We start from the raw sequence: 26476 nt of genomic DNA, 5'->3' as shown, positions 1-26476 counted from the left end.
CACCTTCATCCTAATGACACGTAAATAATATTCGCTAAATGTCATGTTTCTCCTGCAAGTTTGATAAAACTTTTGTCAACTTTTGTTGAAAACGCTCCCGATCCTCATGATTCATTGCTTTTGGGCCTTTCGTTTTACCTCCGGCACGCCTTTTTTTTGCAGATTCATGACGCCGCTCCATCAAATAATCGATGTTCTCGTCCGAATACTGCTCGCCGCGCGGAGACAAGACGACCGCCCCTTTTCCAATTGCAATACATGCCAGACCAAAATCCTGAGTAATCACGATATCGCCTTTGGCTATATGATTGACGATATACAAGTCGACCGATTGGCTGCTCCGGTCGACCTGCACAACCGAAACACCTTCCTGCGGCTCAAGCCGATGGTCATAGGAGGATACCATGACAACCGGGACACCAAAGCTGCGTGCGGTCCGAGCAATTTCGGTCTTAACGGGACAAGCGTCGCCGTCAACGACGACTGTCGGTTGATTCAGCTCCATCACGCATCACCGCTTATTGTTGTATATTTCAATTACCGTACTATTATATACGGCAATACTTCAAAAAAATCCTGCATTTTGGCTTAAACGCCGCGAAAATGCTCCATAATCAGACTCGCCGTTTCTTCTACCGCGCGATGCGATACATCGATCACGACGCAGCCGATTTGTTTCATAATCGCTTCCGCGTATTCAAGCTCCTTCAAGATCCGGTCCTCCGCGGCATACGAAGCGCTATCCGGTAATCCAAGCGCCTTAAGCCTTTCCTTCCGAATGGTGTTCAAATACGGAACTCCAATCGTAAGGCCGATAATCCGTTCCACCGGGACGTTGAAAAGTTCCTTAGGCGGCTTAATTTCCGGGACGAGCGGAATATTGGCTACTTTGAATTTTTGATGCGCCAGATACATGGACAACGGTGTCTTCGACGTCCGCGATACGCCGATCAGTACGATATCCGCTTTCAGTACTCCGGAAGGGTCCTTGGCATCATCGTAACGAACTGCAAATTCGACGGCATCCACTTTGCGGAAATAATCCGCGTCAAGAACATGGTTAAGACCAGGTTCCTGACGCGAATGGCGGCCGGTCTGCCGTTCTAGGCTTTCGATCAGCGACCCAAGCAGATCAATGGCTTCCACTTGATGCTCCCTGGCCAGGTTCTTCATCGCTTCCCGCAAATGCGGGATAACGAGCGTATAGAGAACGATTGCGCCGGACAGCTTGGCTTGCAGAACGAACCGCTCCAGAGTGGGCACATCCATGACAAACGGTGCGCGGCGAATGTCTGTCTGAACCGGATGGAACTGTGCTACCGCTGCCCTTACGACGAGCTCTCCGGTATCGCCCGCAGCGTCGGATACAACGTAAATAATCACTTCAGCTGAACCTGCCATAATCATCATCCCTTCTCTATGGATTGACGACAATGATACATTGACGAGTGCAACCTGTATTACCAGACCAGCTTAGAGAAGTCGGCAATAGCAGTAATGTCGTCCGCGATAAGCGAAAGAGTTGCCAGACGGTTGCTGCGCACAGCGTCATCCTTGGCCATAACCATAACCGAATCGAAATATGCGTTAATCGCTTGCTTAAGCGAAGACAGGTTAGCAAGCGCAGAAGCAATATCTCCCTCGGCGATAGCTGCTGCAACCGCTGGATGGGCTTTTTGCCATTGCTCGTAAAGAGCACCTTCTGCCGCTTCTTCGAACAGTGCCGAATCCACTGTACGCGACTCCGCTTTGGAGGCCAGGTTGCATACCCGGTTAAAGGCATCAATCGTCAGCTTGAACTCGCTGCGTTCGCTGCCGGAAGACAGATCGTTAATCAGCGCGGCGCGCTCAACGGTAATGCGCAAATCATTAAAGCCGGTTGCCATAACCGCATCAACGACGTCATAACGGTTAGCTTGCTCCGACAGAACATTCTTCACGCGAAGAGCAAAGAAGTCGTTCAAATCTTTACGGATCTCGTCCGCGCCGCGTTTCATTCCGCGCGCTTCATGGACTTCGAGAGCTGCTTCAAACAGATCGGTGAGCTTCAGGTCAAGGCCTTGAGCCAGTATGATCTGAACGATACCCGATGCCTGACGGCGCAGAGCATAGGGATCCTGCGAACCTGTCGGAATGATGCCGATCGAGAAACAACCCGCGATGGTGTCCATTTTGTCGGCAAGGCTCACAATTGCGCCTTCTAGGGATGCCGGTGCACGGTCGCCTGCAAAGCGAGGCTGATAATGTTCATTGATCGCTTTCGCTACCGCTTCGCTTTCTCCTGCTTTGCGGGCATAATCTTCGCCCATAATGCCTTGCAGTTCAGGGAATTCGTATACCATTTGAGTAACCAGGTCGAATTTGCAAATATCAGCCGCGCGGCTTGCTGCCGCAGCAGTGTCTGTATCGGCACCCAGCCTTGAAGCAATCAGATCGGTTGTTGCGCGGATTCTTCTAACCTTGTCCGCTACCGTTCCCAGCTCTTCGTGGTAAACGATATTTTCAAGTTTCGCAAGCGCATCGTTAATCGCAAGCTTCTGATCTTCCTCGTAGAAGAATTTCGCGTCGGAAAGACGGGCGCGAAGAACCTTTTCGTTACCTTTCGCAACATTCTCGATCGAAGTCCGGTCGCCGTTACGCACCGTTACGAAGAACGGCTGCAGCTGACCTTCCGCGTTTAATACCGGGAAGTAGCGCTGATGCTCGCGCATCGACGTAATAAGAACCTCTTGCGGGATATTGAGGAATGCAGGATCAAATGTTCCATATAATACGTTCGGATACTCGACCAGGAATAAGACCTCTTCGAGCAAATCTTCTTTAATCGCAATTTCCCAGTTCTTCTCTTTGGCAAGCTCCTGGATTTGAGCCACGATCAGCTGCTCTCGTTCTTCAACGTCAACAATGACATGCTGCTGGCGAAGACGCTCTTTATAATCCGCAGGAGATGCCACAACCGTCTCTTCGCCAAGGAAGCGATGGCCGCGGGATACATTGCCGCTCTTCACGTTCGTTATTTCAATAGGAATAATCTCTTGGCCAAACAAAGCGATAATCCATTTGATAGGACGCACGAACTTCAGTTCATAACTGCCCCAGCGCATGTTTTTCGGGAAGGACATCGATGTGATCAGGTTTGTCAGCCCTTCCGGCAATACGGACGCTGTTTCCGTGCCTACGCTGCTTTTGTTCGCATACACGTATTCAACGCCGGCAAGCTCCTGGAAAAAGAACTGCTCCGGATCAACGCCTTGGCTGCGCGCGAAACCAAGCGCCGCTTTGCTCCAGTTGCCCTGATCATCAAGGGCGATTTTACGCGAAGGACCTTTAACCTGTTCGCTTACGTCTTCCTGTTTCTCGGCTACGCCTTTTACATACAGGGCCAGACGCCGTGGCGTCGCAAACACTTCTACCGAATCATAAGGAATACGCGAATCGTCGAACCATTTGACCGCCTTCTCCTTCAATTGGTTCATAGCGCCGCGCACAAAACGCGCCGGTACTTCCTCAAGTCCAATCTCCAGCAATAAATCCTTAGCCATTGTTCTCCACTCCTTTCTTCAGCAGAGGGAAGCCGAGACGTTCCCGCTCCTCCAGATAAGTCGCTGCGCAAGCCCGCGCCAGATTACGGACACGCATAATGTAGCCCGTACGTTCCGTTACGCTGATCGCGCCGCGTGCGTCCAGCAGGTTAAACGTATGGGAGCATTTCAGCACGTAATCGTAAGCCGGGAATACGAGGTTATGCTCCATCGTTTTTTTCGCTTCTTCCTCATACATGTTGAACAGCTGGAACAACATCGCGGAATCGGAAGTTTCAAACGTATATTTCGAATGCTCGAATTCCGGCTGCAGGAAGACGTCACCGTAAGTTACTCCGTCCACCCATTCAAGATCAAACACATTCTCTTTTTCCTGAATGTACGAAGCCAGACGCTCCATGCCGTACGTAATTTCGACCGCAACCGGGTTGGCATCGATGCCGCCGACTTGCTGGAAATACGTAAATTGGGTAATTTCCATGCCGTTCAGCCATACTTCCCAGCCAAGGCCCCATGCGCCAAGGGTTGGGGACTCCCAGTTGTCTTCAACAAAGCGGATATCGTGATGCCTTGGATCGATTCCAAGACGTTTCAAGCTTTCCAGATACAGCTCCTGGATGTTGTCCGGAGACGGCTTCAGGATAACCTGGAATTGATGATGCTGGTACAACCGGTTCGGGTTCTCGCCGTAACGGCCGTCGGCAGGACGGCGGGAAGGCTCAACGTAAGCTACGTTCCATGGCTCTGGGCCAATCGTGCGGAGGAAGGTCATCGGGTTCATCGTTCCCGCACCCTTCTCGGTATCGTACGGCTGTACGAGAATACAGTTTTGCTCTGCCCAGAACTGCTGCAGAGTTAATATCATGTTTTGAAAATTCATGACCTTTTTCCGCTCCTTTATCAATTAGTATGGCGGAGGCGGGGACACAAAAAGCTCCCGTCTCTACGCCTGCTGCCAGACGTAGGGACGAGAGCTGACTCCCGCGGTTCCACCCTACTTGACTTCCGCTTGTCGCTGCTCATTCCAGCAGCGTGCGAAAATCCTCTTTTCGTTAACTGACTCCGGAGTGCCTTTTCGCATGTTTAGCCTGCCCGGGCTTCCACTGTCCCCGGATCGCTTGCTCAAGGCATCAACTGCTACTTTCTCCATCACTGTCCATATTCATATTCAAATATATTAAACATTTTTAATGCGGTTGTCAAACCAGTTATTAGGTACTAATGCCCAGGCACTTCTTTTACATTCGAATCCGCCTTTAGGGGATGACCCGTCAGATCCTTCATGGAGGCAAATCGAGCTAGCATTGGCGTGCCTAGTCTGTGGACCGATCACGCGATTTATTCGAAGGAATATTTGTCCATTTGATCAAGAAAAGTTCTGGATTTCAGCGGAATGCCGATATGGGCATCCATCAGCTCCCTCATCAGCTTCTTGAGCTCCTTCTTGGTCTCCGGCTTCACTTGGATAGCTCCAAGTCGCCTCAAGTCCATACGGCTGAACAGCCGCAGAAGCTTATAAGCCCCTTCCCCCATCGGGATCGCCTGCGCATCGTTTCGTGCGCATCTCGTACACAATACGCCGCCAGCGTGCGGATTTAACCTGAACGGTCCCTGCTCACTGCTGCAATTGACGCAGATCTCCAGCTCCGGAGCATAACCCGCAGCCTCTAATATACGCATCTCGAACAAATGCGAGACGATTTGCGGATCTTTTCCTTCCTCCATTGCAGCAAGCCCTGCCTTAAGCTGCTCAAACAACATGGCACCGGATTCGTCTTCCTGGAGCATCTTGTCCGTTAGCTCTGCTAAATAAGAGGCGTATGCCGCCAAATCGAGCTGTTCACGTAAAAGATGGTGAGATTCGAGAATCTCACCAGCATTAAGCGTGCCTAAACCTTTATTCCGAAAAAATACGAACTCACCGTATGTAAATGGCTGCGCGAGAGAAGCATGTCTGCTCTTCACCTTCTTCGCGCCGCGCACCATTACGCCAAGCTTTCCGTTTGTTTTCGTCAGCAGCGTAATTATTTTATTGCCTTCCCCATAGTCCATGCTGCGGATGACAATGCCCTCCACACGATATAGCATACTACCTTCTCCCCCATGCTTAATTCAAGGCAGCCTGCAGGGTAACCAATTAAAGGGCAGACAAATCCTCGAACTCAGCAGCAAGCTCCTCATTGTCTCCCGGCAAATGTTGAGGATGATTCTCTGGACCAAGTTGATCCATTTCCTTGTAGAGCATGTATGACTCCACATCACCGGTCAATGTAAAATACTTCCACGAAAAATTTCGCATTCGTATTCATCCCTTTCCGCCATGGAAATGAAGCCCCAGACGGTAATTAGGATACGGTATTTTGCCGAATGCTATCCTTAACAAAATTCGTCAAATGCGGCTTAATCATGCCGGAAGCCGAAGTCCTTCAATACTCGCTCCTGATTGCGCCAATCCTTCTTCACTTTGACCCAAAGCTCCAGGAAAGTGCGCGATCCAAGCAGCGCTTCAATATCGCGACGGGCCTGCTTGCCTACTTCCTTCAGCAAAGCCCCCTTCTTGCCGATAATAATACCCTTTTGCGAATCCCGCTCCACGAAAATAACCGCACCGATGTATACTACGCCATTCTCCTGCACCTTCATATCTTCAATGCCGACAGCAATCGAATGCGGAATCTCTTCTCGGGTCATATGCAGAATCTTCTCGCGGATAAGCTCTGAAACGACAAATTGCTCGGGATGATCCGTAACCTGGTCGGCCGGGTAATATTGCGGTCCTTCCGGCAAATATTTCTGGAGCTGCGCAAGCAGCGTTTCGACGTTGTTGCCTTGAAGCGCCGAAATCGGCACAATCTCAGCAAACGGATACAGATCTTTGTATTGCGTAATTGTCGACAGAAGCTGCTCAGGCTGAACCTTGTCGATCTTGTTCATGACGAGAAACACAGGAGTGTCCACTTTTTTCAGCTGTTCGATAATAAAGCGGTCGCCGCCGCCTAATCCATCAGCAACGTCAATCAGGAAGAGTACGGCTTCAACCTCTTTTAGAGCGCCTTCAGCCGTTTTCATCATATAGTCGCCAAGCTTAGACTGCGGTTTATGAATACCGGGCGTATCGAGGAATACGATCTGCGATGTATCCGTCGTGTATACGCCATGGATTTTATTCCGGGTCGTCTGAGGCTTATCCGACATAATGGCAATTTTTTGCCCGATTAAATGATTCATAAGTGTAGATTTGCCGACATTCGGACGACCGATAATCGCCACGAATCCGGAACGGAATTTCGTTTGAGTCATGTTAATTGTTAACTTCCTTTCTCTAATGAAGCCGGTGTAAATGCACCCGGCAGCAGCTCACTAACCGTCATAATGTTCCAATCGCCGCGAAGATTGCCCATAACAACCGGCATATCCGGCTCGCACAGCTCCACCAGTACCTGGCGGCATACTCCGCATGGGGTGATTGGTCCGTCTGTATCCCCCATTACGGCAATTGCCTGAAATTCTCCCGGCCGCTTGCCATCGGCGATTGCGCGGAACAACGCCGTTCTCTCGGCGCAATTGCAAGGGCTGTATGCGGCATTCTCCACGTTGCAGCCGGAGTGGACATGGCCGCTTTCATCCAGCAGCGCGGCGCCTACACGAAAATTGGAGTAAGGCACGTATGCCCGCGACATGGCCTCCTTCGCTGCTTCAAGCAGGTTCGAATATTGCTCCGATAATCCTTCGAATGCCATGAGCCTCAACTCCTATTCTTCGTATTAATCCATTATAAAATGCCATAAGGGCGGCCCAAGAATGAGCAGCCCAATAATAATCGCGCAACATGCCGCGATCAGCACAGCACCGGCAGCAATATCCTTTGCCGCTTTCGCAAGCGGGTGAATGCCGGGACTAGCCAGATCTACGGTTTTTTCGATCGCCGTGTTAACCATCTCCAGCGTAAACACAAACGACATGGTTAACAGCAGTACCGCCCATTCCAGTCGAGTCAGGGACAGGAACGCCCCTAACAGACACACGATAACGACTGCCGCTGCATGAATCTTCATATGACGCTGAGACCGGACAGCCAAGATAATTCCTGAACAAGCAAATGACAGGCTGCGGATGAACTTCAGCATTAACGCGACAGACCCGCCTTCTGCAGAACGGCTTCCTGTTTAGCCGTCATTTCGGCTTCGCCCGCGTCGTCCATATGGTCATAACCGAGCAAATGAAGGAAGCCGTGTACGAACAAGAAGCCAATCTCACGCTCCAGGGAATGACCGTAATCCTCGCTTTGCTCCTGCGCTTTCTCAACCGAGATCACGATATCGCCAAGCATGCCGGAGATCGGATCAATCTCATCCTCACTCTCCACCTCGAAAATAATATCGAGCTCTTCCGTCCCTTCATCCTGCATGGCGAACGACAAGACATCCGTAGGGCGGTCGATATTACGGTATTCGCGGTTAAGCTGGTGAATCTGCTCATTGTCGGTAAAGGTCAAAGTCACTTCGCCGTCCGTGAGTCCTTCCATCTCTCCGGCAATCTGCAGAAGCTGCTCCAGCCTCTCGACCCATTGATCGGGAATCTCCATTTTTTCTTGTTCATTGCTCCAGTCTAATTGCAAGCTCATGCTAAGTTAACGCTCCTTTGGTTTTACATCTTCCGGGTATTCAATCCGCGAGTGGAATATGCCAATTACGCTCTCTTTCAAAGAATGAGCAATCTTGTCGAGCTCTTTCATGGTCAGATCGCACTCATTATATTGATTGTCATCTACGCGGCTTTTAATAATCTTCTGAATCATCGCTTCTACCTGTTCAACCGTAGGGCTGCGCAGGCTGCGGACGGCCGCCTCCACGCAATCGGCCAGACCAACGATCGCCGCTTCCTTCGATTGCGCTTTTGGACCCGGATAACGGTAGTCATCCTCCGTGAAATTTACGGTTAGTCCCTGCTCCTCCGATTGTTTCAGCGCTTTGAAGTAGAAGAACTTCAAGGAGGTTGTGCCATGATGCTGCTCCGCGATATCCCGGATTGGCTTCGGAATGTTCTGCGCCTTCAGCATATCGACGCCGTCGCGGGCGTGGGCAACGATGATCGACTTGCTTAGCTTAGGCTCGATGGTATCATGCGGGTTTTCCATATTCGTCTGATTCTCGATAAAATAGCTTGGCCGTTTCGTCTTGCCGATATCGTGATAATAAGAACCTACGCGGCAAAGAAGTCCGTCTGCTCCGATAGCTTCGGCAGCCGCTTCGGCAAGATTGCCTACCATTACGCTGTGATGGTAAGTGCCCGGCGTCTCCGTAAGCAGCTTGCGCAGCAGCGGATGATTCGGATTCGACAGCTCTACGAGCTTCAGCGCGGACAATATGCCAAACGTAATTTCAAAGAATGGCATAAGCCCGATAACAAGAATCGCCGTTAATAGTCCGCTTGCAAAGGCAAAAGCGAGAGAATACACGAGTGGCCCCTGCTCCAGCTGCTCCTTCAGGAACATGAGCGACAATACAGCCAGCGAACCAAACAAGCTGACCATAATACCCGCCTTCAGGATGGTAGACCGTTGGCTTGCCCGGTGAATCGAGAATATTGCCGCCAGGGAAACGACGATAATAACAAACCCGTATTGATAGTCGAAAATTTGACCGGTTTGCGTATTAAGTATAATACTTCCGCATAGCGCAAACAAAACAGAGCTGATCAACGCCAGATGCACATCCAGCAGCAGCGTAATCAGCATTGTGCCTAACGCAGCCGGGGCCAAATAACCGGCATAAGGGGCGGAGTCGGTCTGCGTAAGGGAGATAACCTGCATCGTAATAATATTAATCAGATAAATGAGCCAGAGCATCAGCAGATGAGTATTGCTGTAGCTTGGCTTGGTCGTGTCGCTGCTTCCGTATTGGTGTATATATGTATACAGGCCAACTACGATCAGGACGGACATAAGCAGCAGTCCAAGCTGTGGCCAATAATTGCGCTTGTCCTGCAGAAGCTCGGATTCCTTCAGCAGTTCATACATCTCGGACGTGATGATCTCGCCTTTTTTTACGATGAGATCGCCTTCTTTGATGACGACTTGCGGCGTATTCTGCTTCGCGAGAATTTTGGCTTCATCGGTCGCCTGTTGATCGAGGAACCGGTTCGGCATAATCGTAAATCGTGCCAGCTCCTGCACAATTTCGCGGCTGGAGCGGTTGGTCAGCGAGCTTGCGTTCACCAGCTCCGCAACCTTCGTGCGCGCCGTTTCCGCATCTCGGAGCTGCTCGCTCATCAGCTTGCGCACAACATCCTGCCCGACAGAGCGCATCTCTTCCAGCTGGTCCAGCGTCAGATTCGGAAGCTTATAGAACGTCTCTTCCGGAATCGTATACACCTGCTCCTTAATGACCTTCGACATCTCTTCGAGCAGCGAATCATTGTACTTGCCAGTGCCCATATTCATTTTGACGAAATTATCGACAAATGCATCATATTTGCCGGGAATCTCATTCCGGTAAATTTCAACCTTGTTCTGTACCGTCACCTGATCATCCAGATTCAGCTGCTCAATCCGGACAAAAATTTGATCGATCAGCTGTTCGTTGCGCAGAGCAACATTGGAATAGATGGAATCAATCTTGTTCGCTGCCTGTTCCTGCGCTTCCAGCGTAGCCTTGCTGTCGAATATTTGATGCGGGGCTGCTATATCCTTGTCGCTTGGGGCATCCACCTGGATATCGTAAGTTTCCGGTACCAAATGGGGAGCCAAACTGAAATAAAACAGCAGCACAAACAAAAATAAGAGCAGGACACGCACAGCTGCGCTCTGCTTCCAGCCAGCCGATTTTGTCTGTTGAAGGTTAATTTGTTTTCCGGCCTGAGTCTGATTCATCGAGCGGACATTCCTCTCTATGCTTTGTTTTCAGCGTCCCAGTTGTATGCCACGATTATTTTCTGAACCAAGGAATGGCGAACGACGTCCTGCTCGGTAAAATGAATAAAACCAATTTCCTCAATATCTCTTAAAATGCGCTGCGCTTCGATAAGCCCGGAGTTTTTGCCCCGCGGCAAATCAATCTGAGTCACGTCGCCTGTAATAACCATTTTCGAGCCAAAGCCTAACCTTGTCAGGAACATTTTCATTTGCTCCGGGGTCGTGTTTTGCGCTTCGTCCAAAATAATAAACGAATCATCGAGCGTGCGTCCGCGCATATAAGCTAGCGGTGCGATCTCGATGGTTCCGCGCTCAAACGCCTTTGTCGTCTGATCAGGTCCCAATACGTCATGCAGCGCGTCATAGAGCGGGCGCAGGTACGGATCTACCTTTTCTTGCAGGTCGCCAGGCAGGAAGCCCAGATTTTCGCCGGCTTCAACCGCAGGACGGGTCAACATTATTTTTTTAACAGAGCCTTCTTTAAGCGCCGCTACGGCCAGAACAACCGCAAGATAGGTTTTGCCGGTACCGGCTGGGCCAATCCCGAACACGATATCCTGCTTCTTGATTGTCTTCACGTAATGTCGCTGACCGATCGTCTTCACGCGAATCGGTTTGCCTCTGTAAGTCGTCGTAATTTCAGCTTTAAGCAAATCGAGCAGTTCTTCCGCTTGCATGCTGCGCGCAAGATCAAGCGCATAAGTAATATCTCTCTCGGACGGGGTATAACCGCCGCGGACAAGCTGAAGCAGCACGTTATACAACTGCTCTAGCGATTCCACCTCTTGTGCCGGACCGGAAATAACAATTTCCGCATCTCGGGATGACAGGGTTGCCTCCATCTGCTGCTGCACAAGCTTTAGATACTTATCTTGGGGACCAAATACGGCTAAGCCCTCTACTGCATTTTGGAGCGGAATTTTGACTACTTTTGCTTCACTCTGCAACAACCTCATTCTCCTTGCATCTGGACTAGTGGCATCTCTTCTACGATTGATTGCTCCACTTCAAAAAGAACTTTCATATAAACTTTACCATTGTCCGTCTTTTCATGCAAAACAATTTCCTTTAATATAACCGCGTCATTGCCTGCTTTCAGCATGACATCGGCCTTCGCCTGGAGCATTCCGTTGTTTTTCGCTTCCTCTTCGGTAAGCTCCCGCTCATCGGATCGGACTTCCATAATCGTTTTCTTAAGCCGTCCGAAAGGCAGCTTCAAGCCGCGCCATGTCGCCTGTTCCTCCACAACAACGTTTTCGGACGTATCAAACGGATTTTTGCCATAACCGCTTACTTGCAGCGCACGGCTTCCTATTACCGCGTACCACTTTGTTTTCTTCTCTCCCGTGTATACTTTAACCTCCTGCGTCAGAGGAGAAGCGACATTAAATTCATACCACACGAGGCCGCGCACCTTCCCTTTCGCCACGACCGACTGCGTATACGCACCGCCTCCGATCGTTCCCGAGATCAAGGTCTGGCCTTTTTTGACTTTCATATTTTTCTTGACGACAGGGCGGCCCTTCTCGGTATAGATTTCCGTTATGACAGCGTCGTTCGAAGCAACCAAATGCCGCGGACTTTGAAGCTCCGCCTTTTCCGCTTCCGTCGATTCAACGACCTGAATAACGATCCTTGTCCCTTTTTTCTCTACGCCAACCCATGTCGTTCCCGGAAGATCGGTTACCAACTCCTTGGATAACAGATCTTTATCCTTAAGCTTGAACGACCATTGCATCGGAAAGATTCCTTCCTTCTTGGCGGCGGTCAGTATCTGTTCCTCGGTCAGCTTGACATTCCCCTTCACTTCAATGGACCAGACAAGGGAGGACAGCAAGTAGATGCCTACAAAAAACAGACCGATCCCGATCGCGAAAAACTTTCTTTTCTCAACGCGGACCAGCCAGAAGGGCATCCCTTCCCGCTTGACGACATGCGCCCTACAGCCTGTCTCTTTCAGAAACGGACGAAGACGAAAAAAATCGCCTAACGACAGTTCGAATTCCAGCTTCCCACCGCTTGTCCATCGAATAGAAGACAGCTCGAGCCCCCCTTCGAGAGCCCTGTTCACCAGCCGTTCAGGTTGTCCGCCCCTGATATGCACCGTAACAACACCGCGTACCCACTGCAGCCATTGACCCGCCATGCTTATCCCTCCTGATCCCTTACTTCGATACTTTTAATTTGACCCTCTATGAATACCTCTTCCGTCCATATCGTACGTATGACAAGCGAGGTTCCCGTTACTTCCAGCTCGCCTTTGCTTAAGGCAAGTCTCAGCTTATCGCTGGAGAAATGAAGCACGCCGCGGTGATTCTCGATATAGAGCTGTCGGTCGCCGATCATCGTCATGCGGGGCAGATCATAGACCACATCCTGCGGCAAATCCAATATATCGGCAGTCCATTTTCGAAATTTACGGTTTATACGGCCCATAGCTGATCCATTATCCCCCTCCGCCGCTCGAGTGCACATTATTGTACTGTACCAAAATATGCGACGTTGGAACGATTTATGAGATATATGGAGAAGCGTTCCGATAAAAATAACAGCCGGGTAACGATGCATAATCGCATCATTACCCGGCTGTTATGGTTTAAAGGTCTATTTGCCGAATGGGCGCTTAGAACGAGGAGGAGCTAATATTTCGGCCCATACGACCGCTTTGCGCAGCTCATCGGCTTTAGGATTCGTCATTTCGGTTTGGCTAGCTGCTGCAGGAGCCGCTGCCGTCTGAGGCTTGTTCGCTGCTGCCAGCCGCGCGCGAGGCGGTTCCGCCGGCCGGCTTGGTACCGCTTGAAGCGCCCGCTCCTGCGTTTGCGACCTGCTGCCTTCCCCGGTACCTCCCCTTTCTCCTTGAAGAGGAGAGCCAGCCAATATGGGCTTCTGAGGCTGATATTCCTCTTCATCATCTTCATCCCATACAGGATCTTGACGGTGTTCCGGTCTATGCGGCTCGCGTTCGCTGCTTCCTCCAAAGCTCGGCATCCGGTTCGTACGCTTCTTGGCGCCCGAACGTCCGAACATCGAGAAGAGCACCCCGCCCACCACGATCACCCAATATATATTTTCGAGAAGAAAACTTATAAGTTTCACGCCAGCACCTCCTTGCTTGACACGGCTTAAGCGCCTTAGTTGTCTTTATCGTTAGGAGTGTCCGGCTTGCCAATCGTATTTCTCATTTGGGTATCGGCTTCGATATTCTTAAGGTTCATATAGTCCATAACGCCGATTTTACCGGATTTCAGTGCATCCGCCATCGCGAGCGGTACTTGGGATTCGGATTCTACGACCTTCGCGCGCATCTCCACGACGCGGGCCTTCATCTCTTGCTCCTGCGCTACCGCCATCGCGCGGCGCTCTTCGGCTTTCGCCTGCGCGATCCGCTTATCGGCTTCCGCCTGCTCGGTTTGCAGGTGTGCGCCGATGTTTTTGCCTACGTCTACGTCAGCAATATCGATGGACAGGATTTCAAAGGCCGTGCCTGCATCAAGACCTTTACCTAGGACGGTACGGGAGATCATATCCGGATTTTCCAGAACGTCTTTATGCGAGTTGGAGGAACCTACCGTTGTAACGATACCTTCGCCTACGCGGGCGATAATCGTCTCTTCGCCGGCACCGCCGACGAGGCGTTCGATATTTGCGCGTACCGTAACGCGGGCTTTAACCTTCACTTCAATGCCGTCCTTAGCAACCGCAGCTACAGTAGGCGTCTCGATAACACGCGGGTTAACGCTCATTTGCACGGCTTGCAGTACATCGCGGCCCGCAAGGTCGATGGCTGCCGCGCGCTCGAAGACAAGCGGAATGTTCGCGCGTTGCGCTGCAATCAAGGCGTTTACGACACGGTCTACATTACCGCCGGCGAGGAAGTGACTCTCCAGCTGATTAATCGTAAGCCCTAGTCCAGCCTTTGTTGCTTTAATCAACGGATTAACGATTCGGCTAGGCGTTACGCGACGCAGGCGCATCGCTACCAGCGTAATAATGCCGATCCGCACGCCCGATGCCAGAGCGGAAATCCACAGCATAATCGGGAAGAAGCTGAGAAATACAGATAGGACAATAATCGCTACTACAACAATAATTAATACGGATACAGTCGGATCCATTTGGTATAACCCTCCATGTCATTTTTTTCTTATTATCCTACAGGACCTCTCTTACGACAACCCAAGTCCCTTCCGTTTTTATTACTTTTACCGTCTTGCCCGAAGCGATGAATTCGCCTGAAGTCACAACGTCAATCCGGTTATCCCGAATTTGAATCGTGCCTGCCGGGCGAAGCGGCGTGATCGCAATCCCCTCCTGGCCAAGAAGATCCTCCTTGGTTTCCGCGGACAAATACCCTTGTTCGGTTGTCAGCTTCTCCCGCAAAATAAATTTATTCCAGATCCCTCTGTCCTTGTATTTCCGAACGACAAAGTATAGAATTACGGCCGCTGCCACCAAAGCGATAACAAGCGAAACAAATGCCGTCATCGGATTTGAAGCCGCTGTCAACACGCCGGCGATAAGCGAGGCACTGCCGAGTATGCCAAGAATCCCCCAGCTAGGCACAAACACCTCTACCAACAACAGCGCTACGCCGACAATGAAGAGCACAACAGACTCCATCCCCGCAAAGCCCGCGATGTAATGGCCGAAGAAATACAGGCCAAACGACAGGATACCTACAATGCCCGGAACTCCAAAGCCCGGTACAAACAGCTCAATCGCAATACCCGCAATGCCAAGGATGAACAGCACGGTCATGACGACCGGATTAACCAGCCAGGAAGCAATCTTCTCCGCGATCGATGGATTAAGGTCGATCTGCTCCCGGTTTTCAAGTCCCAGCCATTTAATTGCGTCTTCCACGGACTCCGCTTTGTATTCGGCATATCCAACTTTAAGCGCTTCATCAGCTGTTAAAGTCAGAATCTGGCCGGACTGCTTCACCTGCTTGAGGTCCGGAAGCGGTAATGTCGCTCCGGTATCCACCATCGCGGCGGCAATATCCGGGTTACGACCGTTTAGCTCCGCGGCCTCCCTCATTGTCTTTACCCAGAAGGAAACAACCTTCGGGTTGTCGATCAGATCGCCGGAGCCGTTAACGACTGCGGCTGCGCCAATCGTGCTCCCAGGCTCCATGACAATGTTTTGCGCATTAAGCGCAATATAAGTCCCTGCCGATACCGCTTTGCCTTCTACATAAGCAGTTGTTGGAACACTGCTTTTGCGGATCAGTTCGCCAATCTCCTCGGCGCTGGTTACTTCTCCGCCAAACGTATTGATCACCAGAATGACTCTTTCCGCTTTTGCTTCGGCTGCTTCTTTGTATGCCCGCTCCAAAAACGATTTAAGTCCGGACTCCACCGTTTGCTTGACCGGCACAACGTACACCGCGGGACCTAGTCCTGACCCTTCCGCTCCTTGCGCGGCTTTACCGCCGGTCACCAATCCTCCCGCCGTAACCAGCAGCATGGATATAAGCATCAGAAGAGGCCAAATGACAGCTGCAATGCGCCATCGTTTCGTTTGCAAAGTGTCGCTCCTCCTTTTCAATCAGTATCCGTTAATACGCATATATGAACATTATGTTTCAAAATTGTCATAAATAAAGCAAAAACACCCCTCGAAAGGGGTGTTTTCGTCCGAACATATAGTTATTGCAGAAATTGTTGTACATATTGATTTACTAGTTTACCATCAGCGCGCCCTTTTGTTTTTGGCAAAAGCGCACCCATGACTTTTCCCATCTCGGCTTTGGAAGAAGCACCGAGTTCCTGGATGGTCTGCGTTACAATCGCTTTTATCTCTTCTTCGGTCAGCTGAACGGGAAGGTATTGACTAATAATTTCAATTTCTGCTGAAAGATCTGTAACCAGATCATCTCGGCCGGCTTTGCTAAATTCTTGGAGGGAATCTTTACGTTGTTTGATTTCACGACTAAGTATATCTACCACTTCTGCATCCTCGAGAGGACGCTTCAAATCAATTTCCAAATTTTTTGCTGCTGCACGAATCATGCGAATCGTTGTCAGCTTGAACTTGTCCTGATTCTTCATGGCTTGCTTCATATCGTCGTTCAATCTATCGCTCAGGTTCATTATGGAAGGATCCTCCTAAAACTTTCTCTTACGCGCAGCCTCGGACTTCTTCTTGCGCTTTACACTTGGCTTTTCATAATGCTTGCGTTTTTTCACCTCTGCCAAAACACCATCTTTAGCGATGGAACGTTTAAAGCGGCGAAGCGCAGCATCAATAGTTTCGTTTTTGCGAACTTTAGTTTCAGACACCAGTTTTCCCTCCCTCCGAAACAGACCGTCCAGAGCATTAAACATAAACACGGTTTATCACACTTCATTATAAGACAAAACAAATTGAAGTGTCAACTTACACTATTTCCTACTAGTGCTCCTAGCTTCTCCCCACCCAATAAATGGATGTGGAGATGATAAACAACCTGCCCTCCGTCGCTGTTCACATTATTAATCAGCCGGTAACCGGAATCGGCAATTCCTTGCTGCTTCGCGATTTCCCGAGCAGTTGCAAACAATTCCGCGATGACCGGTCCATCCTCTTCGGTAACATCGTTCATCGTAGGAATATGTTTTTTGGGAATAATCAATATATGTACGGGAGCCGCGGGCTGAATATCTTTAAACGCAATGACGTTCTCGGATTCGTACACTTTCGTCGAAGGAATGGAGCCTTCGATAATTTTGCAAAAAATACAGTCCAAATATGCCCCTCCCTTCATTCCATACTATGCCAATAATTATAACAAACAAATGGTATCCTCGTCCAATCGGAGATGCGGGCCGGAACGCAAACGCGTTCCTGAACCGGAAATAACCTTTTGCTCTTAATAAAATGGCAGCAGCGACAACGCGAGGAGCCCGGCAAGCGGCAACACCTGGCGGTTGAAGCGTCCTCTTGGGTAGTAAGGATACGGATAAAGTCCAGGGTAAGGTAAAAAAGCTCTGCCGTCCCAGCCCATGGATCCGCTGGAGGGGACAGCCAGACATAAATATTGATCGTCCACGTATTCAACGATGCCGTCGATGCACCATCCGTCATGCGTTTGTGCGAGCACATATCGGTGAATATGCGCGGAACAGTGATCCTTCAGCGACTGGGTCTGCGGCGCAGTTAATGCTGCCTGCACAGCCGGTGCTTGGTTCTCTGCCTTTGCAGGAGCAATCGTTGCCGGCTTGGACGCGGCCGGCTTCACCTCTGTCAATTTCCCTTTTTCTTTCTTGCTTTTCTCCATCCTTGTCAGCCTCCCGTCTGCTACTATCGTATGCAGAACTGGGCTTTTGGCTACTGGGCGGACAATTTCATGCTAGATTGCTCTTCGATAGATTGCTCCAGCTGCTTGGCAATATCAAGCCATCCGATTCCTGCTCCGATCTGAATCGCTCCGCTGCGCGTTTTGTCCGCGTCAAAGTTAAACTGCTTCACGATTGCCAGCTGCTTCGAATAGACCTCCTGCAGAGCTTTCAAAAATGCCGATTCCTGCTCTGTAAGTGATCCGTCCTGCTCTTTTATGTACGAGAGAGAATTATCAACGTCAATCATATTGGCATAGATTTTGCCGGAATCAAATGAGTTATCCGTATCAAAACTGCCAGCTTGCTGCAAAAAATCATTGACACCGGCTGCATCGCGAATAACGGTGCCTGCCTCAGACGTTTTCCCTTCCAGAATAGCAGCTGTATCATCAAGCACGGCCTGATAGTAAGAGGTTGCTTTCTTGGCTGCTCCGATAACTTCCAAACCTTTATTGTACTTATCATCCTGGCCGCCCTGCAGCGATTGCGAGTATAGAAACACATTGCCCGTAAGGCTGAATACAAGCAGCAATAAAGTAATCGGCAGTGCGTAGGACCGTTTCTTTGATTGTTCCTTATCCTGTTCCATCTCTTGCCCATCCTTCCAAGTCGATAAAAGAAGTCATTTTTTCTGCGGAAAGACATGAATAATGCCCTCCCGCAGAAATGAATGCAATAGCCTTGCGTCCTTATAACTTTACTGCCCGTCCTCCGTCAAAGAAGAACACGTGGCTTTCCGCAATCGGCTGACCGATAACCGATTCGATCGCCTCCGCGTACAGCTCCAATTGGAATCTGTGGCGCTCTGCAGCCTGCTCCCACTGCTTCATATAAATCCGGTCGGTCTTATAATCAAGCAGGACAATGCCGTTCTCGTCTTCGAAGAGACAGTCAATGACACCCTGAATCAGAACAGGTTCGCCAGCCATGTCGGCTGCCAGTCCCGGATATACACGCTGCGCCGGGAACATGCAGCTGAACGGAACCTCTCTCCTTACCCACTTGGCATGAACAAGCCGCTTGCCGATCTCCGTGTCGAAGAAGGCTGCGACAGCCGGAAGATCAATCGAATCCGCCTGTCTTGCCGTCAATAGCTTGCGCGATACCATATCGCTCAGAATAGACCCCAGCCGATCCACGTCTACGTCGCCGGCAAGCGGTAAATGCTGCATCAGAAGATGGCTTACCGTTCCCTTCTCGGCAGCCGTAAGCGCGGCTTCCTCCATGAACCGGGGCCGTCTTAACCGGAAGGTATAACTGCCTCCGCCGCTGCTCTTCTTGCCGTCTTCTTGTTGCCTGTCGGAGAAGGTATCAGCCGGATATAAAGCTGCGCTGTCCTCCGGCATTTCCACCGCTTCCGAATGCAGCCGCTTCATCTCCGTAACCGAGGTTTTGGCCGCCACGAGGGTAGAGGCCCGATATCCGTAACGCCACTCCAGCCGGTTGCGAAGCTCTTCATCCTGCTCCACCTGATCAAGCTGGGCTAAAGATAATACACCCTGCATGCGGTCTTCTCTCGCTTGATCCTCTTCCGTCCGTTCCTCAACGCCAATCGCGGCCTCAAGCCCCAGCATAGCAGCATCCACAACGCCTGCGCGCCATTGCAGCAGTCTTGAATCCTCGTGTCCCGGCACCGTTTCATCCGGCAGCTGATTAAACGCTGCGGCTGCGAGCGGACCCAGCCAGTCCAGAAAAGTAGACGCCGAGCTTAACCGAAAATCCGAAATATATCCCTTTGCATCCGAGGCTGACTGCCAGCGGCGCTGTTTGGCAGCGGCATCGGATACCGTGCCAACCAGGAACATTTTCTCCTTCGGGCGAGTTAAAGCTACGTAGAGAATACGCATTTCCTCGGCAAGCATTTCCATCCGCATTCGACGCCTGATCGAGAGGAACGGCAGGGTAGGATAACTGACGCGTTTCTCCGGGTCGATATATTTGGGACCAAAGCCAAGCTGCTTATGCTTCAGAAATGCGCTTCGCAAATCCTGCTGATTGAAGTTCTTGCCTAAGCCTGCCACAAATACGACGGGAAATTCAAGTCCTTTACTCTTATGAATGGACATAATTCGCACGACGTTTTCCTGTTCGCCAAGCGCCCTGGCGGTACCGAGGTCACCGCCGCTGTCCCGCATCCGCTCAACGAAGCGCAGGAAACGGAATAAGCCCCGGAAGGAGGTCGCCTCATATTGGCGGGCACGGTCATGAAGCGCTCTAAGATTCGCTTGGCGCTGCACGCCGCCGGGAAGACCTCCGGCAAAATCATAATAGCCGGTCTCACGGTATATGCTCCAGATCAAATCGGCAAGCGAACCTTGTCTTGCATCATTCCGCCATCTGTCCAGCCTCTCAAGAAACAGCGACAGCTTGCGCCTCAGCTCATCCGGCAAAAGGAGATCGCCTGCCGCCTGCAGCACCGCGTCATAGTAGGTATCCTGCATCGCTCCAATCCGGATAAGAGCCAGTTCTTCGGCATTCAAACCAAAAATCGGCGAACGAAGAGTACCCGCAAGCGGGATATCCTGATACGGATTATCAATCACCCGCAGCAAAGAAAGGATCGTCTCTACCTCTGTCGCGTCGAAATACCCGCTGCTTAGCTCCGCGTAGGCAGGAATGCCCGCACCCTGAAGCTCCTCGATAATGACGGGAGCCCAAGCCTGCGTGGCCCGCAGCAAAATAACGATGTCCCGCCATTCCATCGGGCGGCTCTCCCGCTTCTTGCCGTCGTAGACCCGAAAGCCTTCGTCAAGCAGCGAACGGATCTGACGGGCAATAAGCCTTGCCTCCAGCTGCGCCGTCTGCAGCTCCTCCGCCGATTCGGCAGCCGGGCCGGCACCTTGTTCCGATTCATCATCGGAATCCGCAGGCGATACCGCCCCATCCTCCTCGTTCGAAGAGCCTGCTTTATCGATAACCGCAAGCTCGACGGCAAATCGCCCAGGCAAATCAGGCTCGGGATAGGAAGCCCCGCATACCAGTTCGGCGCGCTTGTCGTAATCCATCTCCGCGACCGTTTCACGCATAATTGCGCGGAACACGTCATTTACGCCGTCTACCACCTCAAGCCGGCTCCGGAAATTGCGGGCCAGATCGATTCGAAGACCGTCACCGCCGGGCGCGCCGTAATTTTTGTATTTGCTCATGAACAAATTCGGCTCAGCCAAACGGAACCGGTAAATACTCTGTTTCACATCGCCGACCATAAACCGGTTGCCGGCATGCGGATTGGCAATCAGCGATACGATAGCTTCCTGCACCATGTTGGTATCCTGATATTCGTCAAGCAGAATTTCATCGAACTGGCGCTGATACTCCGTAGCCGCAGGCGACGGAGTCGTAAGCTCAGGCGTTGACTCCGGCGCTCTCAATATCCTTAAGCAATAATGCTCCAAGTCGCCAAAATCGAGCAAACCCTTTGACCGCTTCGCGGCTTCGTACCGCTGTCCGAATTCAATGACAAGCTCAGACAGGGCAGCCATTAGCGGTGCAAGCTCCTGCAGCTCCCATGCGAATTCCTCTGCCGAACGTCCAAACAATTCGTCCGCAAGCGAGCTGATCAGCTTTTTGGCCTGATCGCGAAGCTCCTTGGCCTGCTCCTGCATGGTTTTATCGTAATCATCGCCGCGCATAGCCTTCAGCTTGCCGAATTGCACGGCCTGGAACGATTCAAACCACATCTCCCAAGGATGCATGCGAACGGTTTCGGCGAGACCTCCCACAATCGCGAGATCCTCTTCAAAGGTTGCCGCATAAGGGGCCGGACCCGCCGGCTCCCGCGTTAACTGCATCGCCTGGTTAAGCAGGGACGCCGCACCGGACAGCGCCAGCTCCACGTCAGCCCTCAGGCTTGCCACCCAAGGACTGCTCCTGAGCCCTTCAACGTTATCAACCATAAAGCTTGCCGCGGTCTGGCGGAGCCAATGCTCCGGCCAAGGATGGCTTTGCGCAAAGTCGTAAAGCTGTTGAACCAGCTTGTACAACGGCTCGTCTCCGCGCTCGCCGCCGTAGCGGTCGGCCAGACGCAGGAATGCCCCGCTGTCACCGGATGATCCTTCATATTTCTCTTCAAACAGCTGATCCAGCACGTCAATGCGCATCAGTTCGCTTTCCGTTTCATTCGCAATCCGGAAGCCCGGGTCCAGTCCGATTAACGGATAATACCTGCGAATAACGTCGAGACAGAAAGAGTGGAGCGTCGTAATCGAAGCCCGGTTCATTAGCGCCAGCTGTCTGCGCAGATGCTCGGATTCCGGCTGCCGCTCGAGTTCTTTCTCCAGCGCAATCCGGATCCGGTCTTTCATCTCTGCAGCTGCCGCTTTCGTAAAGGTTGCGACCAGCAGCCGGTCGACGTCGGAGAACGAGGAGATTTTCCGAATAATCCGTTCAACCAAAACCGCTGTTTTCCCCGAGCCTGCTGCCGCGGCAACGAGAACATCCGAGCCTTCCGTCACAATCGCGCGCCATTGGTCATCCGTCCAGGTGCTGTTCTCCGGCTTAGCCGGCATATTATTCGTTTCCATCCGCTGTCTCCTCCTCCCCATGCAGCTGTTGCCAAATTTCTTCTTCCGAAAGCTTGTTCAGCTTCGTGTATTCATTGCCTTCAAATAACGGGTCAAATTGGCATACCGGCTTGTAATCGCAGTATTGGCACGGCGACTTCGTTCCTAGGCGGTATGGCTCGATCGATACTTTCCCGCATCCTATTTCCGTGCCTATTTTTCCGATAGTCCGTCTGACAGAGCTGCGCAGCACATCCCACTGATCCTCCGTCACAACGGAAGAACTGCTGTAAAAGCTTCCGTCGCGCTTCAACGCAACAGGAAGAATCTCCGAATAACCGGATTCCAGGTCGCCGTCCATTAGCTTGGCCGTCTCCGCTTCAGCCGTAATAAGTCCACGGGTTTTGAACTTCTTCAGCATTCTCGCATTTACTTCGGCCCCGGATAACCCGTTAGATACCGCAAGCATCGGATTATGAACATGGAAATAAAGCACGCCCGCGGGCGATGCCGGCTTTCCAAGCCATTCGGAAGCGTGCGTAACAAGAACGTCGAGGTACGTGAGCATCTGCAGAGATAATCCAAACGCCACTTCTTCCAGCTTGAGCTGCGTTGCGCTGGATTTGTAATCCAAGACCCGCAGCAATAAGCCCTCTTCGGTCTCAGCCGCGTCTACTCGGTCAATCCGTCCGATAATCTCCATCGTGCCCCCGTTATCTAACGGAATGACAAGGGAAGGCAGCGTACCGTCCGGGCCAAAATCAACTTCAAGCCCTACCGGCTGGAACTGAGCCCTGCGGGAATGCTCGCTTAAAATAACCGCCGCTTGAGCAACGATTTCCTTCAGCTTGCGGGCAATGTATTGGAACCTGCCGCTGCTGAGCAAAATCTGCGATTGCAGCCTAGGAGCAAGCTCGTCAACGGCCTTCGCCGCCGCTTCGCGGATTTGCGCTTCCGGCATAGATCCCCAGCGCTGTCCGACGCCTCCAGCAAGACGGCTGAGCGCCGCGTGGAACAGCTGACCGACATCCGGCGCTTCAAGCCGGTACATCTGGCGTTCGCGCAGCCTTAAGCCATGAATGGCAAAATGCTGGAACGGACAGGATACGAATCTCTCCATCCGCGACACGCTTGCCTTCAGCTTCGTCCCATACAGCTGTTCTGCCGTTGTTGTCGTCAGCACCGTCTCCTGATTGGAGAAGCTTAACGACGCGTTCATAAGCTGCAGCTTGTCCTGCCATTCCGGCCGGATCGCGAACCAGTTATAGACATCCCACCAGAATGGCGCAATCTCGGACCCTTGCCGCCAGGCACGAAGCTCCGTGATCAAATAAGCAAGCGTACGCTGAGGATGCTCGATATAAGATCGCTGATCGCCCGTCTCCATTCCCGGAGTCGGCTCTCCCGCTTTCTGATAGACCGGTATGCCGGGAAAGAGCTGTCTCACCTGCCGGATCACTTCCGAAGGCAGCAGCGTTTTCCCTTCCTCATCCGCCTGCGCCCAACTGATCCACAAATGCTGGCTGGCCGTTGTCAGTGCGTTATAGATCAGGAAACGCTCGTCGAGCAGTCGGCGTCTTACGCCCGGCGCCATAACAAGCCCTTCTTCGGCTAGGCGTTCCCGCTCCTGCTCGGTCAGCACGCCATCCTCTTGAATGCGCATCGGCATCACGCCGTCGTTGGCACCAAGCACATAACAGATCTTTACATCCCCGGAACGCGTCCGGTCCATGCTGCCGATCAGTGCCTGATCAAGCGCGGGCGGTACCGCCGCAAGCTTCAGGTTTTCGAGCCCCGTCTCCACCATGCCGGCGAACAGCTCCGGAGGCATATCCTCGTCTCCGACCATTTCCACCAGCTGATCCAGCAATTGCATGACGCCATCCCATAGCTGGCGGTGCGATCTGGCACGCTGCGTACGTCCGGACGCACTGTCCTCGCGGCTCCAGCGTTCAAGACGGTCAGCCGCGTCCGCATGATCCAGCAGCTTGTACAACGCTTCGCACATGTCTTTGACGTTGGATGCTTTCTTCAAGGACTGCTCGAACCGGCGAAGCGGCGGTACGATCGCCTCTCTCGCCGCCATAATGGCCTGAAATTCCCGTTTAGCTTTTGCAGACGGCTCGGATACGGTATCCGGCTCATCCTCAAGGGACTGCTGCATAAACGGCTTCCATCTGGAACGGTCAAGCCACTTCCAGCCGTCGACCCCGGCTGCCAGCACATAGTTTTCCAAGCGGTCGAACAGCTCGCGGGACATGCTGCCGTCAATCGGGAATAGCAGCTCCGTCTTGATGCAGCGGAATACCGCTTCATAATGCCAGCCGTGGAGTACGGTCTCCAGCGCGGAACGGATAAATTCAACCAGCGGGTGATGGACCGTGTTATTCTTTTGGTCAAGGAAATAAGGAATCTCGTAATCGTCAAATATCGTTTGAATATAGTCGGTATATTCAGCCGCGTTACGCACCATAACCGCCATGTCGCGCCAGCGCAGACCCTCTTCGCGTGCCCGGCGAACCATATCCCTGGCGGCCGCTTCCACCTCGGCTCTTCTGTTCGCGGAGGCATGAAGGGATAAGCCGCAGGCCGGGCTGTCTACAGCCAGCATCTTTTTATCCGGAATAAGCATAGGAGTCCTTCCGCCATAATGCTTTTCCAAATGGGCCAGCATCGTGCTTCCCAAGAAGCGTGTCGGAGCTCCTTCACCCAAAACAACGGTGTCATACACAGATACGCCGGCTTGGGCGGCCAAAGCGGACAGCTTACCGTAAGTCTCGGCCGTAGGATGGAAAAGCTCAAGCTCATGCGGCATTTCGCCGTTATCGTAAGGACGGTCAAGCGTAAGCGCAACCGTCACCTCGGCGGAAGAAGCGATTAGCGTGCCAAGCGCATCGTATTCTTTTGGCGTAAACCCATGGAAGCCGTCAATCCATAGATGGGCTCCCTGCATCGCCGGCGCGTAGGCATAGCCTGCGATCAGCTGCGTCAAATAATCTTCCGAATCGATATAAAGACCAAGCAATTCCTGCTCAAGCTTGTCATAAACAAGCCGTAGATCATGCAGCTTCCGGTCCAGAAGCGTTGAGTCTTCTACAGATGCCGTTTTTTCCTTCAACAGATTGGCATCAATCCCGTAGCGCTTCCACTCGGTCAGCAATTCTCCAAGCCGCTCAATAAAACCCGGCTGCTCTGCCCCGCTCTGGAAAAGCTCAAGCTGCTTGCCAAGCCGGTGTATAATCTTGAACAGCATCATATGCTTGCCGTTATCGCTGATTGGAATTAAGGCGGTGCCGCCCGTCTCCTGCATGACGCGAAAAGCCAGACGGCGGAAGCTAAGCGCCTGGGCGCGAATCGTCCCGCTTAGCGACGTATCTTTCAAAAGCGCGTACTCCGTCTGGAAAGTAGCCTGTTCCGGGACCAGCATAATTAGCGGCGCTCCATCCGGTTCACCTTGCAGCTTGGCGCGGATTGCATCCAAACAATACGTTGTTTTTCCCGTTCCCGAGCGGCCAAGCACAAATCGAAGCCCCATCCTAACTCTTCCCTTCCGAATCTATCTCATAATCTATCATTCTACCATATCGCGGGTCCTTTTTCACCCGGACGACAAACGTATGTTCTGGAAAAAGCGCTATCTTTTTGACAAGAAAATATTGCAATACCTTAAATACCGAGTATAATACTAGGTAATATAAAAATCCGGATCGGAGGAACGGCAATGACCTCGGAAGAAACGCAATGGATTAACGATTATCTGGATTTATACAACTATGCCAAGCAAATCGGCGATCAGGAGTGGCAGCGGGACATTTCCCGTTCACTCGCCGGGTGGAAGGAACAAGCAAGCCAACAGGCTTTGTCAATGAAAGCCGCTGAGCTATGGAGAAAGTTTGACGTTATCAACCGGAAGATGCTTGATCTTTATCGGCAATTGAGAAATTCCGATGATTCTTCCGATCTGAAAACGTTACGGGAAGAGGTCTGGCTGCTGAAGCTTCAGCGTGTCGAACTGAGCCGTCAATTCAAAGAATCCTTCTAGCAAGGTGCAACGGCTCTCGCCTCTTATAAATTCTTAGTATAAAAAATAAAAAATCCCGCATGCGGATTTCCGCTCTGCCGGATTATGGGTTAGCAGACATGCAGTGAACTGCTCTGTCCATTATGGGAACCGCTGGGTACAGTCGTCTGTCTCTC

25 protein-coding genes are annotated in these 26476 nt (G+C 51.7%); 1 reads left to right on the top strand and 24 read right to left on the bottom strand.

The annotated features are described in order from the left end of the window. Positions 1 to 34 precede the first annotated feature (34 nt). The 24 genes from PJDR2_RS11420 to addB form a co-directional block, all read right to left on the bottom strand. The gene (locus PJDR2_RS11420) at positions 35 to 505 is read right to left on the bottom strand and encodes a YaiI/YqxD family protein (RefSeq protein ID WP_015843842.1); all 471 of its coding nucleotides are present in this window, start codon (positions 503 to 505) and stop codon (positions 35 to 37) included. 83 nt (positions 506 to 588) lie between these two features. Continuing rightward, positions 589 to 1401 carry a pyruvate, water dikinase regulatory protein gene (locus tag PJDR2_RS11415; protein WP_015843841.1) on the bottom strand — a complete coding sequence of 271 codons (813 nt, stop codon included), beginning with the start codon at positions 1399 to 1401 and terminating at the stop codon, positions 589 to 591. 59 nt (positions 1402 to 1460) lie between these two features. Further along, entirely contained in the window at positions 1461 to 3542 is a 2082-nt protein-coding gene (gene glyS / locus PJDR2_RS11410) for a glycine--tRNA ligase subunit beta (RefSeq protein ID WP_015843840.1), read from the bottom strand. Beyond that, positions 3535 to 4422: a glycine--tRNA ligase subunit alpha gene (gene glyQ, locus PJDR2_RS11405; RefSeq protein ID WP_015843839.1), complete on the bottom strand. Its 888-nt coding sequence runs from the start codon at positions 4420 to 4422 to the stop codon at positions 3535 to 3537. The genes glyS and glyQ overlap by 8 nt, the downstream gene beginning before the upstream one ends. A gap of 458 nt (positions 4423 to 4880) precedes the next feature. Further along, entirely contained in the window at positions 4881 to 5630 is a 750-nt protein-coding gene (gene recO / locus PJDR2_RS11400; protein WP_015843838.1) for a DNA repair protein RecO, read from the bottom strand. Positions 5631 to 5679: 49 nt separating this feature from the next. Further along, complete coding sequence (locus PJDR2_RS32445; protein ID WP_015843837.1) at positions 5680 to 5841, bottom strand: YqzL family protein; 162 nt, start codon at positions 5839 to 5841, stop codon at positions 5680 to 5682. Positions 5842 to 5942: 101 nt separating this feature from the next. After that, positions 5943 to 6842: a GTPase Era gene (era, locus tag PJDR2_RS11395; RefSeq protein WP_015843836.1), complete on the bottom strand. Its 900-nt coding sequence runs from the start codon at positions 6840 to 6842 to the stop codon at positions 5943 to 5945. A gap of 8 nt (positions 6843 to 6850) precedes the next feature. Then, entirely contained in the window at positions 6851 to 7282 is a 432-nt protein-coding gene (cdd, locus tag PJDR2_RS11390) for a cytidine deaminase (protein ID WP_015843835.1), read from the bottom strand. A 24-nt stretch (positions 7283 to 7306) separates the two neighbouring features. Continuing rightward, complete coding sequence (locus PJDR2_RS11385) at positions 7307 to 7669, bottom strand: diacylglycerol kinase family protein (RefSeq protein WP_015843834.1); 363 nt, start codon at positions 7667 to 7669, stop codon at positions 7307 to 7309. Next, a complete protein-coding gene (ybeY, locus tag PJDR2_RS11380) occupies positions 7669 to 8166 on the bottom strand; it encodes an rRNA maturation RNase YbeY (RefSeq protein WP_015843833.1) in 498 nt (165 codons plus the stop codon). Before ybeY ends, PJDR2_RS11385 begins: the two co-directional genes overlap by 1 nt. A gap of 6 nt (positions 8167 to 8172) precedes the next feature. Further along, a complete protein-coding gene (locus PJDR2_RS11375) occupies positions 8173 to 10413 on the bottom strand; it encodes an HD family phosphohydrolase (RefSeq protein ID WP_015843832.1) in 2241 nt (746 codons plus the stop codon). Between the two features lie 17 nt (positions 10414 to 10430). Continuing rightward, positions 10431 to 11411 (bottom strand): PhoH family protein, encoded by a 981-nt coding sequence (locus PJDR2_RS11370; protein WP_041613415.1) that lies wholly within the window; start codon positions 11409 to 11411, stop codon positions 10431 to 10433. Beyond that, positions 11408 to 12601, bottom strand: a complete 1194-nt coding sequence (gene yqfD / locus PJDR2_RS11365) for a sporulation protein YqfD (RefSeq protein ID WP_015843830.1) — start codon at positions 12599 to 12601, stop codon at positions 11408 to 11410. The genes PJDR2_RS11370 and yqfD overlap by 4 nt, the downstream gene beginning before the upstream one ends. A gap of 2 nt (positions 12602 to 12603) precedes the next feature. After that, positions 12604 to 12891 (bottom strand): sporulation protein YqfC, encoded by a 288-nt coding sequence (gene yqfC / locus PJDR2_RS11360; protein ID WP_015843829.1) that lies wholly within the window; start codon positions 12889 to 12891, stop codon positions 12604 to 12606. A gap of 168 nt (positions 12892 to 13059) precedes the next feature. Next, positions 13060 to 13551: a hypothetical protein gene (locus PJDR2_RS11355; RefSeq protein ID WP_015843828.1), complete on the bottom strand. Its 492-nt coding sequence runs from the start codon at positions 13549 to 13551 to the stop codon at positions 13060 to 13062. A gap of 35 nt (positions 13552 to 13586) precedes the next feature. Beyond that, on the bottom strand, positions 13587 to 14570 hold the full coding sequence (floA, locus tag PJDR2_RS11350; protein ID WP_015843827.1) for a flotillin-like protein FloA: 984 nt from the start codon (positions 14568 to 14570) through the stop codon (positions 13587 to 13589). A gap of 37 nt (positions 14571 to 14607) precedes the next feature. Beyond that, a complete protein-coding gene (locus tag PJDR2_RS11345; protein ID WP_015843826.1) occupies positions 14608 to 15984 on the bottom strand; it encodes an NfeD family protein in 1377 nt (458 codons plus the stop codon). A 122-nt stretch (positions 15985 to 16106) separates the two neighbouring features. Beyond that, complete coding sequence (locus PJDR2_RS11340; protein ID WP_015843825.1) at positions 16107 to 16550, bottom strand: GatB/YqeY domain-containing protein; 444 nt, start codon at positions 16548 to 16550, stop codon at positions 16107 to 16109. Positions 16551 to 16565: 15 nt separating this feature from the next. Beyond that, a complete protein-coding gene (gene rpsU, locus PJDR2_RS11335) occupies positions 16566 to 16739 on the bottom strand; it encodes a 30S ribosomal protein S21 (RefSeq protein ID WP_005547957.1) in 174 nt (57 codons plus the stop codon). Positions 16740 to 16831: 92 nt separating this feature from the next. Next, positions 16832 to 17185, bottom strand: a complete 354-nt coding sequence (locus PJDR2_RS11330; RefSeq protein ID WP_015843824.1) for a histidine triad nucleotide-binding protein — start codon at positions 17183 to 17185, stop codon at positions 16832 to 16834. A gap of 123 nt (positions 17186 to 17308) precedes the next feature. Then, positions 17309 to 17716 (bottom strand): hypothetical protein, encoded by a 408-nt coding sequence (locus tag PJDR2_RS11325; RefSeq protein ID WP_015843823.1) that lies wholly within the window; start codon positions 17714 to 17716, stop codon positions 17309 to 17311. A gap of 50 nt (positions 17717 to 17766) precedes the next feature. Then, a complete protein-coding gene (locus tag PJDR2_RS11320; RefSeq protein WP_015843822.1) occupies positions 17767 to 18366 on the bottom strand; it encodes a hypothetical protein in 600 nt (199 codons plus the stop codon). A gap of 100 nt (positions 18367 to 18466) precedes the next feature. Next, a complete protein-coding gene (gene addA / locus PJDR2_RS11315; protein WP_015843821.1) occupies positions 18467 to 22300 on the bottom strand; it encodes a helicase-exonuclease AddAB subunit AddA in 3834 nt (1277 codons plus the stop codon). Continuing rightward, the gene (gene addB, locus PJDR2_RS11310) at positions 22287 to 25814 is read right to left on the bottom strand and encodes a helicase-exonuclease AddAB subunit AddB (protein ID WP_015843820.1); all 3528 of its coding nucleotides are present in this window, start codon (positions 25812 to 25814) and stop codon (positions 22287 to 22289) included. The genes addA and addB overlap by 14 nt, the downstream gene beginning before the upstream one ends. A 186-nt stretch (positions 25815 to 26000) precedes the next feature. Here addB and PJDR2_RS11305 point away from each other — a divergent pair, with 186 nt between their 5' ends. Next, entirely contained in the window at positions 26001 to 26321 is a 321-nt protein-coding gene (locus PJDR2_RS11305; RefSeq protein WP_015843819.1) for a hypothetical protein, read from the top strand. Positions 26322 to 26476: the final 155 nt, after the last annotated feature.

This window comes from Paenibacillus sp. JDR-2, from assembly GCF_000023585.1.
In the GTDB taxonomy this organism is placed as follows: Bacteria; Bacillota; Bacilli; order Paenibacillales; family Paenibacillaceae; genus Pristimantibacillus.
Note: the sequence above shows the minus strand (reverse complement) of the source record. Positions and strands in the feature narration are given on the sequence as shown.

Bases quoted from the DNA above. Each gene is read 5' to 3' on its own strand.
- addA (WP_015843821.1), bottom strand. From the start codon at position 22,300: ATGGAAACGAATAATATGCCGGCTAAGCCGGAGAACAGCACCTGGACG.
- PJDR2_RS11385 (WP_015843834.1), bottom strand. From the start codon at position 7,669: ATGCTGAAGTTCATCCGCAGCCTGTCATTTGCTTGTTCAGGAATTATC.
- glyQ (WP_015843839.1), bottom strand. From the start codon at position 4,422: ATGAATTTTCAAAACATGATATTAACTCTGCAGCAGTTCTGGGCAGAG.
- yqfD (WP_015843830.1), bottom strand. From the start codon at position 12,601: ATGGCGGGTCAATGGCTGCAGTGGGTACGCGGTGTTGTTACGGTGCAT.
- addB (WP_015843820.1), bottom strand. From the start codon at position 25,814: ATGGGGCTTCGATTTGTGCTTGGCCGCTCGGGAACGGGAAAAACAACG.
- PJDR2_RS32445 (WP_015843837.1), bottom strand. From the start codon at position 5,841: ATGCGAAATTTTTCGTGGAAGTATTTTACATTGACCGGTGATGTGGAG.
- PJDR2_RS11325 (WP_015843823.1), bottom strand. From the start codon at position 17,716: ATGGAGAAAAGCAAGAAAGAAAAAGGGAAATTGACAGAGGTGAAGCCG.
- PJDR2_RS11375 (WP_015843832.1), bottom strand. From the start codon at position 10,413: ATGAATCAGACTCAGGCCGGAAAACAAATTAACCTTCAACAGACAAAA.
- PJDR2_RS11420 (WP_015843842.1), bottom strand. From the start codon at position 505: ATGGAGCTGAATCAACCGACAGTCGTCGTTGACGGCGACGCTTGTCCC.
- PJDR2_RS11340 (WP_015843825.1), bottom strand. From the start codon at position 16,550: ATGAACCTGAGCGATAGATTGAACGACGATATGAAGCAAGCCATGAAG.
- era (WP_015843836.1), bottom strand. From the start codon at position 6,842: ATGACTCAAACGAAATTCCGTTCCGGATTCGTGGCGATTATCGGTCGT.
- PJDR2_RS11320 (WP_015843822.1), bottom strand. From the start codon at position 18,366: ATGGAACAGGATAAGGAACAATCAAAGAAACGGTCCTACGCACTGCCG.
- cdd (WP_015843835.1), bottom strand. From the start codon at position 7,282: ATGGCATTCGAAGGATTATCGGAGCAATATTCGAACCTGCTTGAAGCA.
- PJDR2_RS11305 (WP_015843819.1), top strand. From the start codon at position 26,001: ATGACCTCGGAAGAAACGCAATGGATTAACGATTATCTGGATTTATAC.
- recO (WP_015843838.1), bottom strand. From the start codon at position 5,630: ATGCTATATCGTGTGGAGGGCATTGTCATCCGCAGCATGGACTATGGG.
- PJDR2_RS11415 (WP_015843841.1), bottom strand. From the start codon at position 1,401: ATGGCAGGTTCAGCTGAAGTGATTATTTACGTTGTATCCGACGCTGCG.
- PJDR2_RS11370 (WP_041613415.1), bottom strand. From the start codon at position 11,411: ATGAGGTTGTTGCAGAGTGAAGCAAAAGTAGTCAAAATTCCGCTCCAA.
- floA (WP_015843827.1), bottom strand. From the start codon at position 14,570: ATGGATCCGACTGTATCCGTATTAATTATTGTTGTAGTAGCGATTATT.
- yqfC (WP_015843829.1), bottom strand. From the start codon at position 12,891: ATGGGCCGTATAAACCGTAAATTTCGAAAATGGACTGCCGATATATTG.
- glyS (WP_015843840.1), bottom strand. From the start codon at position 3,542: ATGGCTAAGGATTTATTGCTGGAGATTGGACTTGAGGAAGTACCGGCG.
- ybeY (WP_015843833.1), bottom strand. From the start codon at position 8,166: ATGAGCTTGCAATTAGACTGGAGCAATGAACAAGAAAAAATGGAGATT.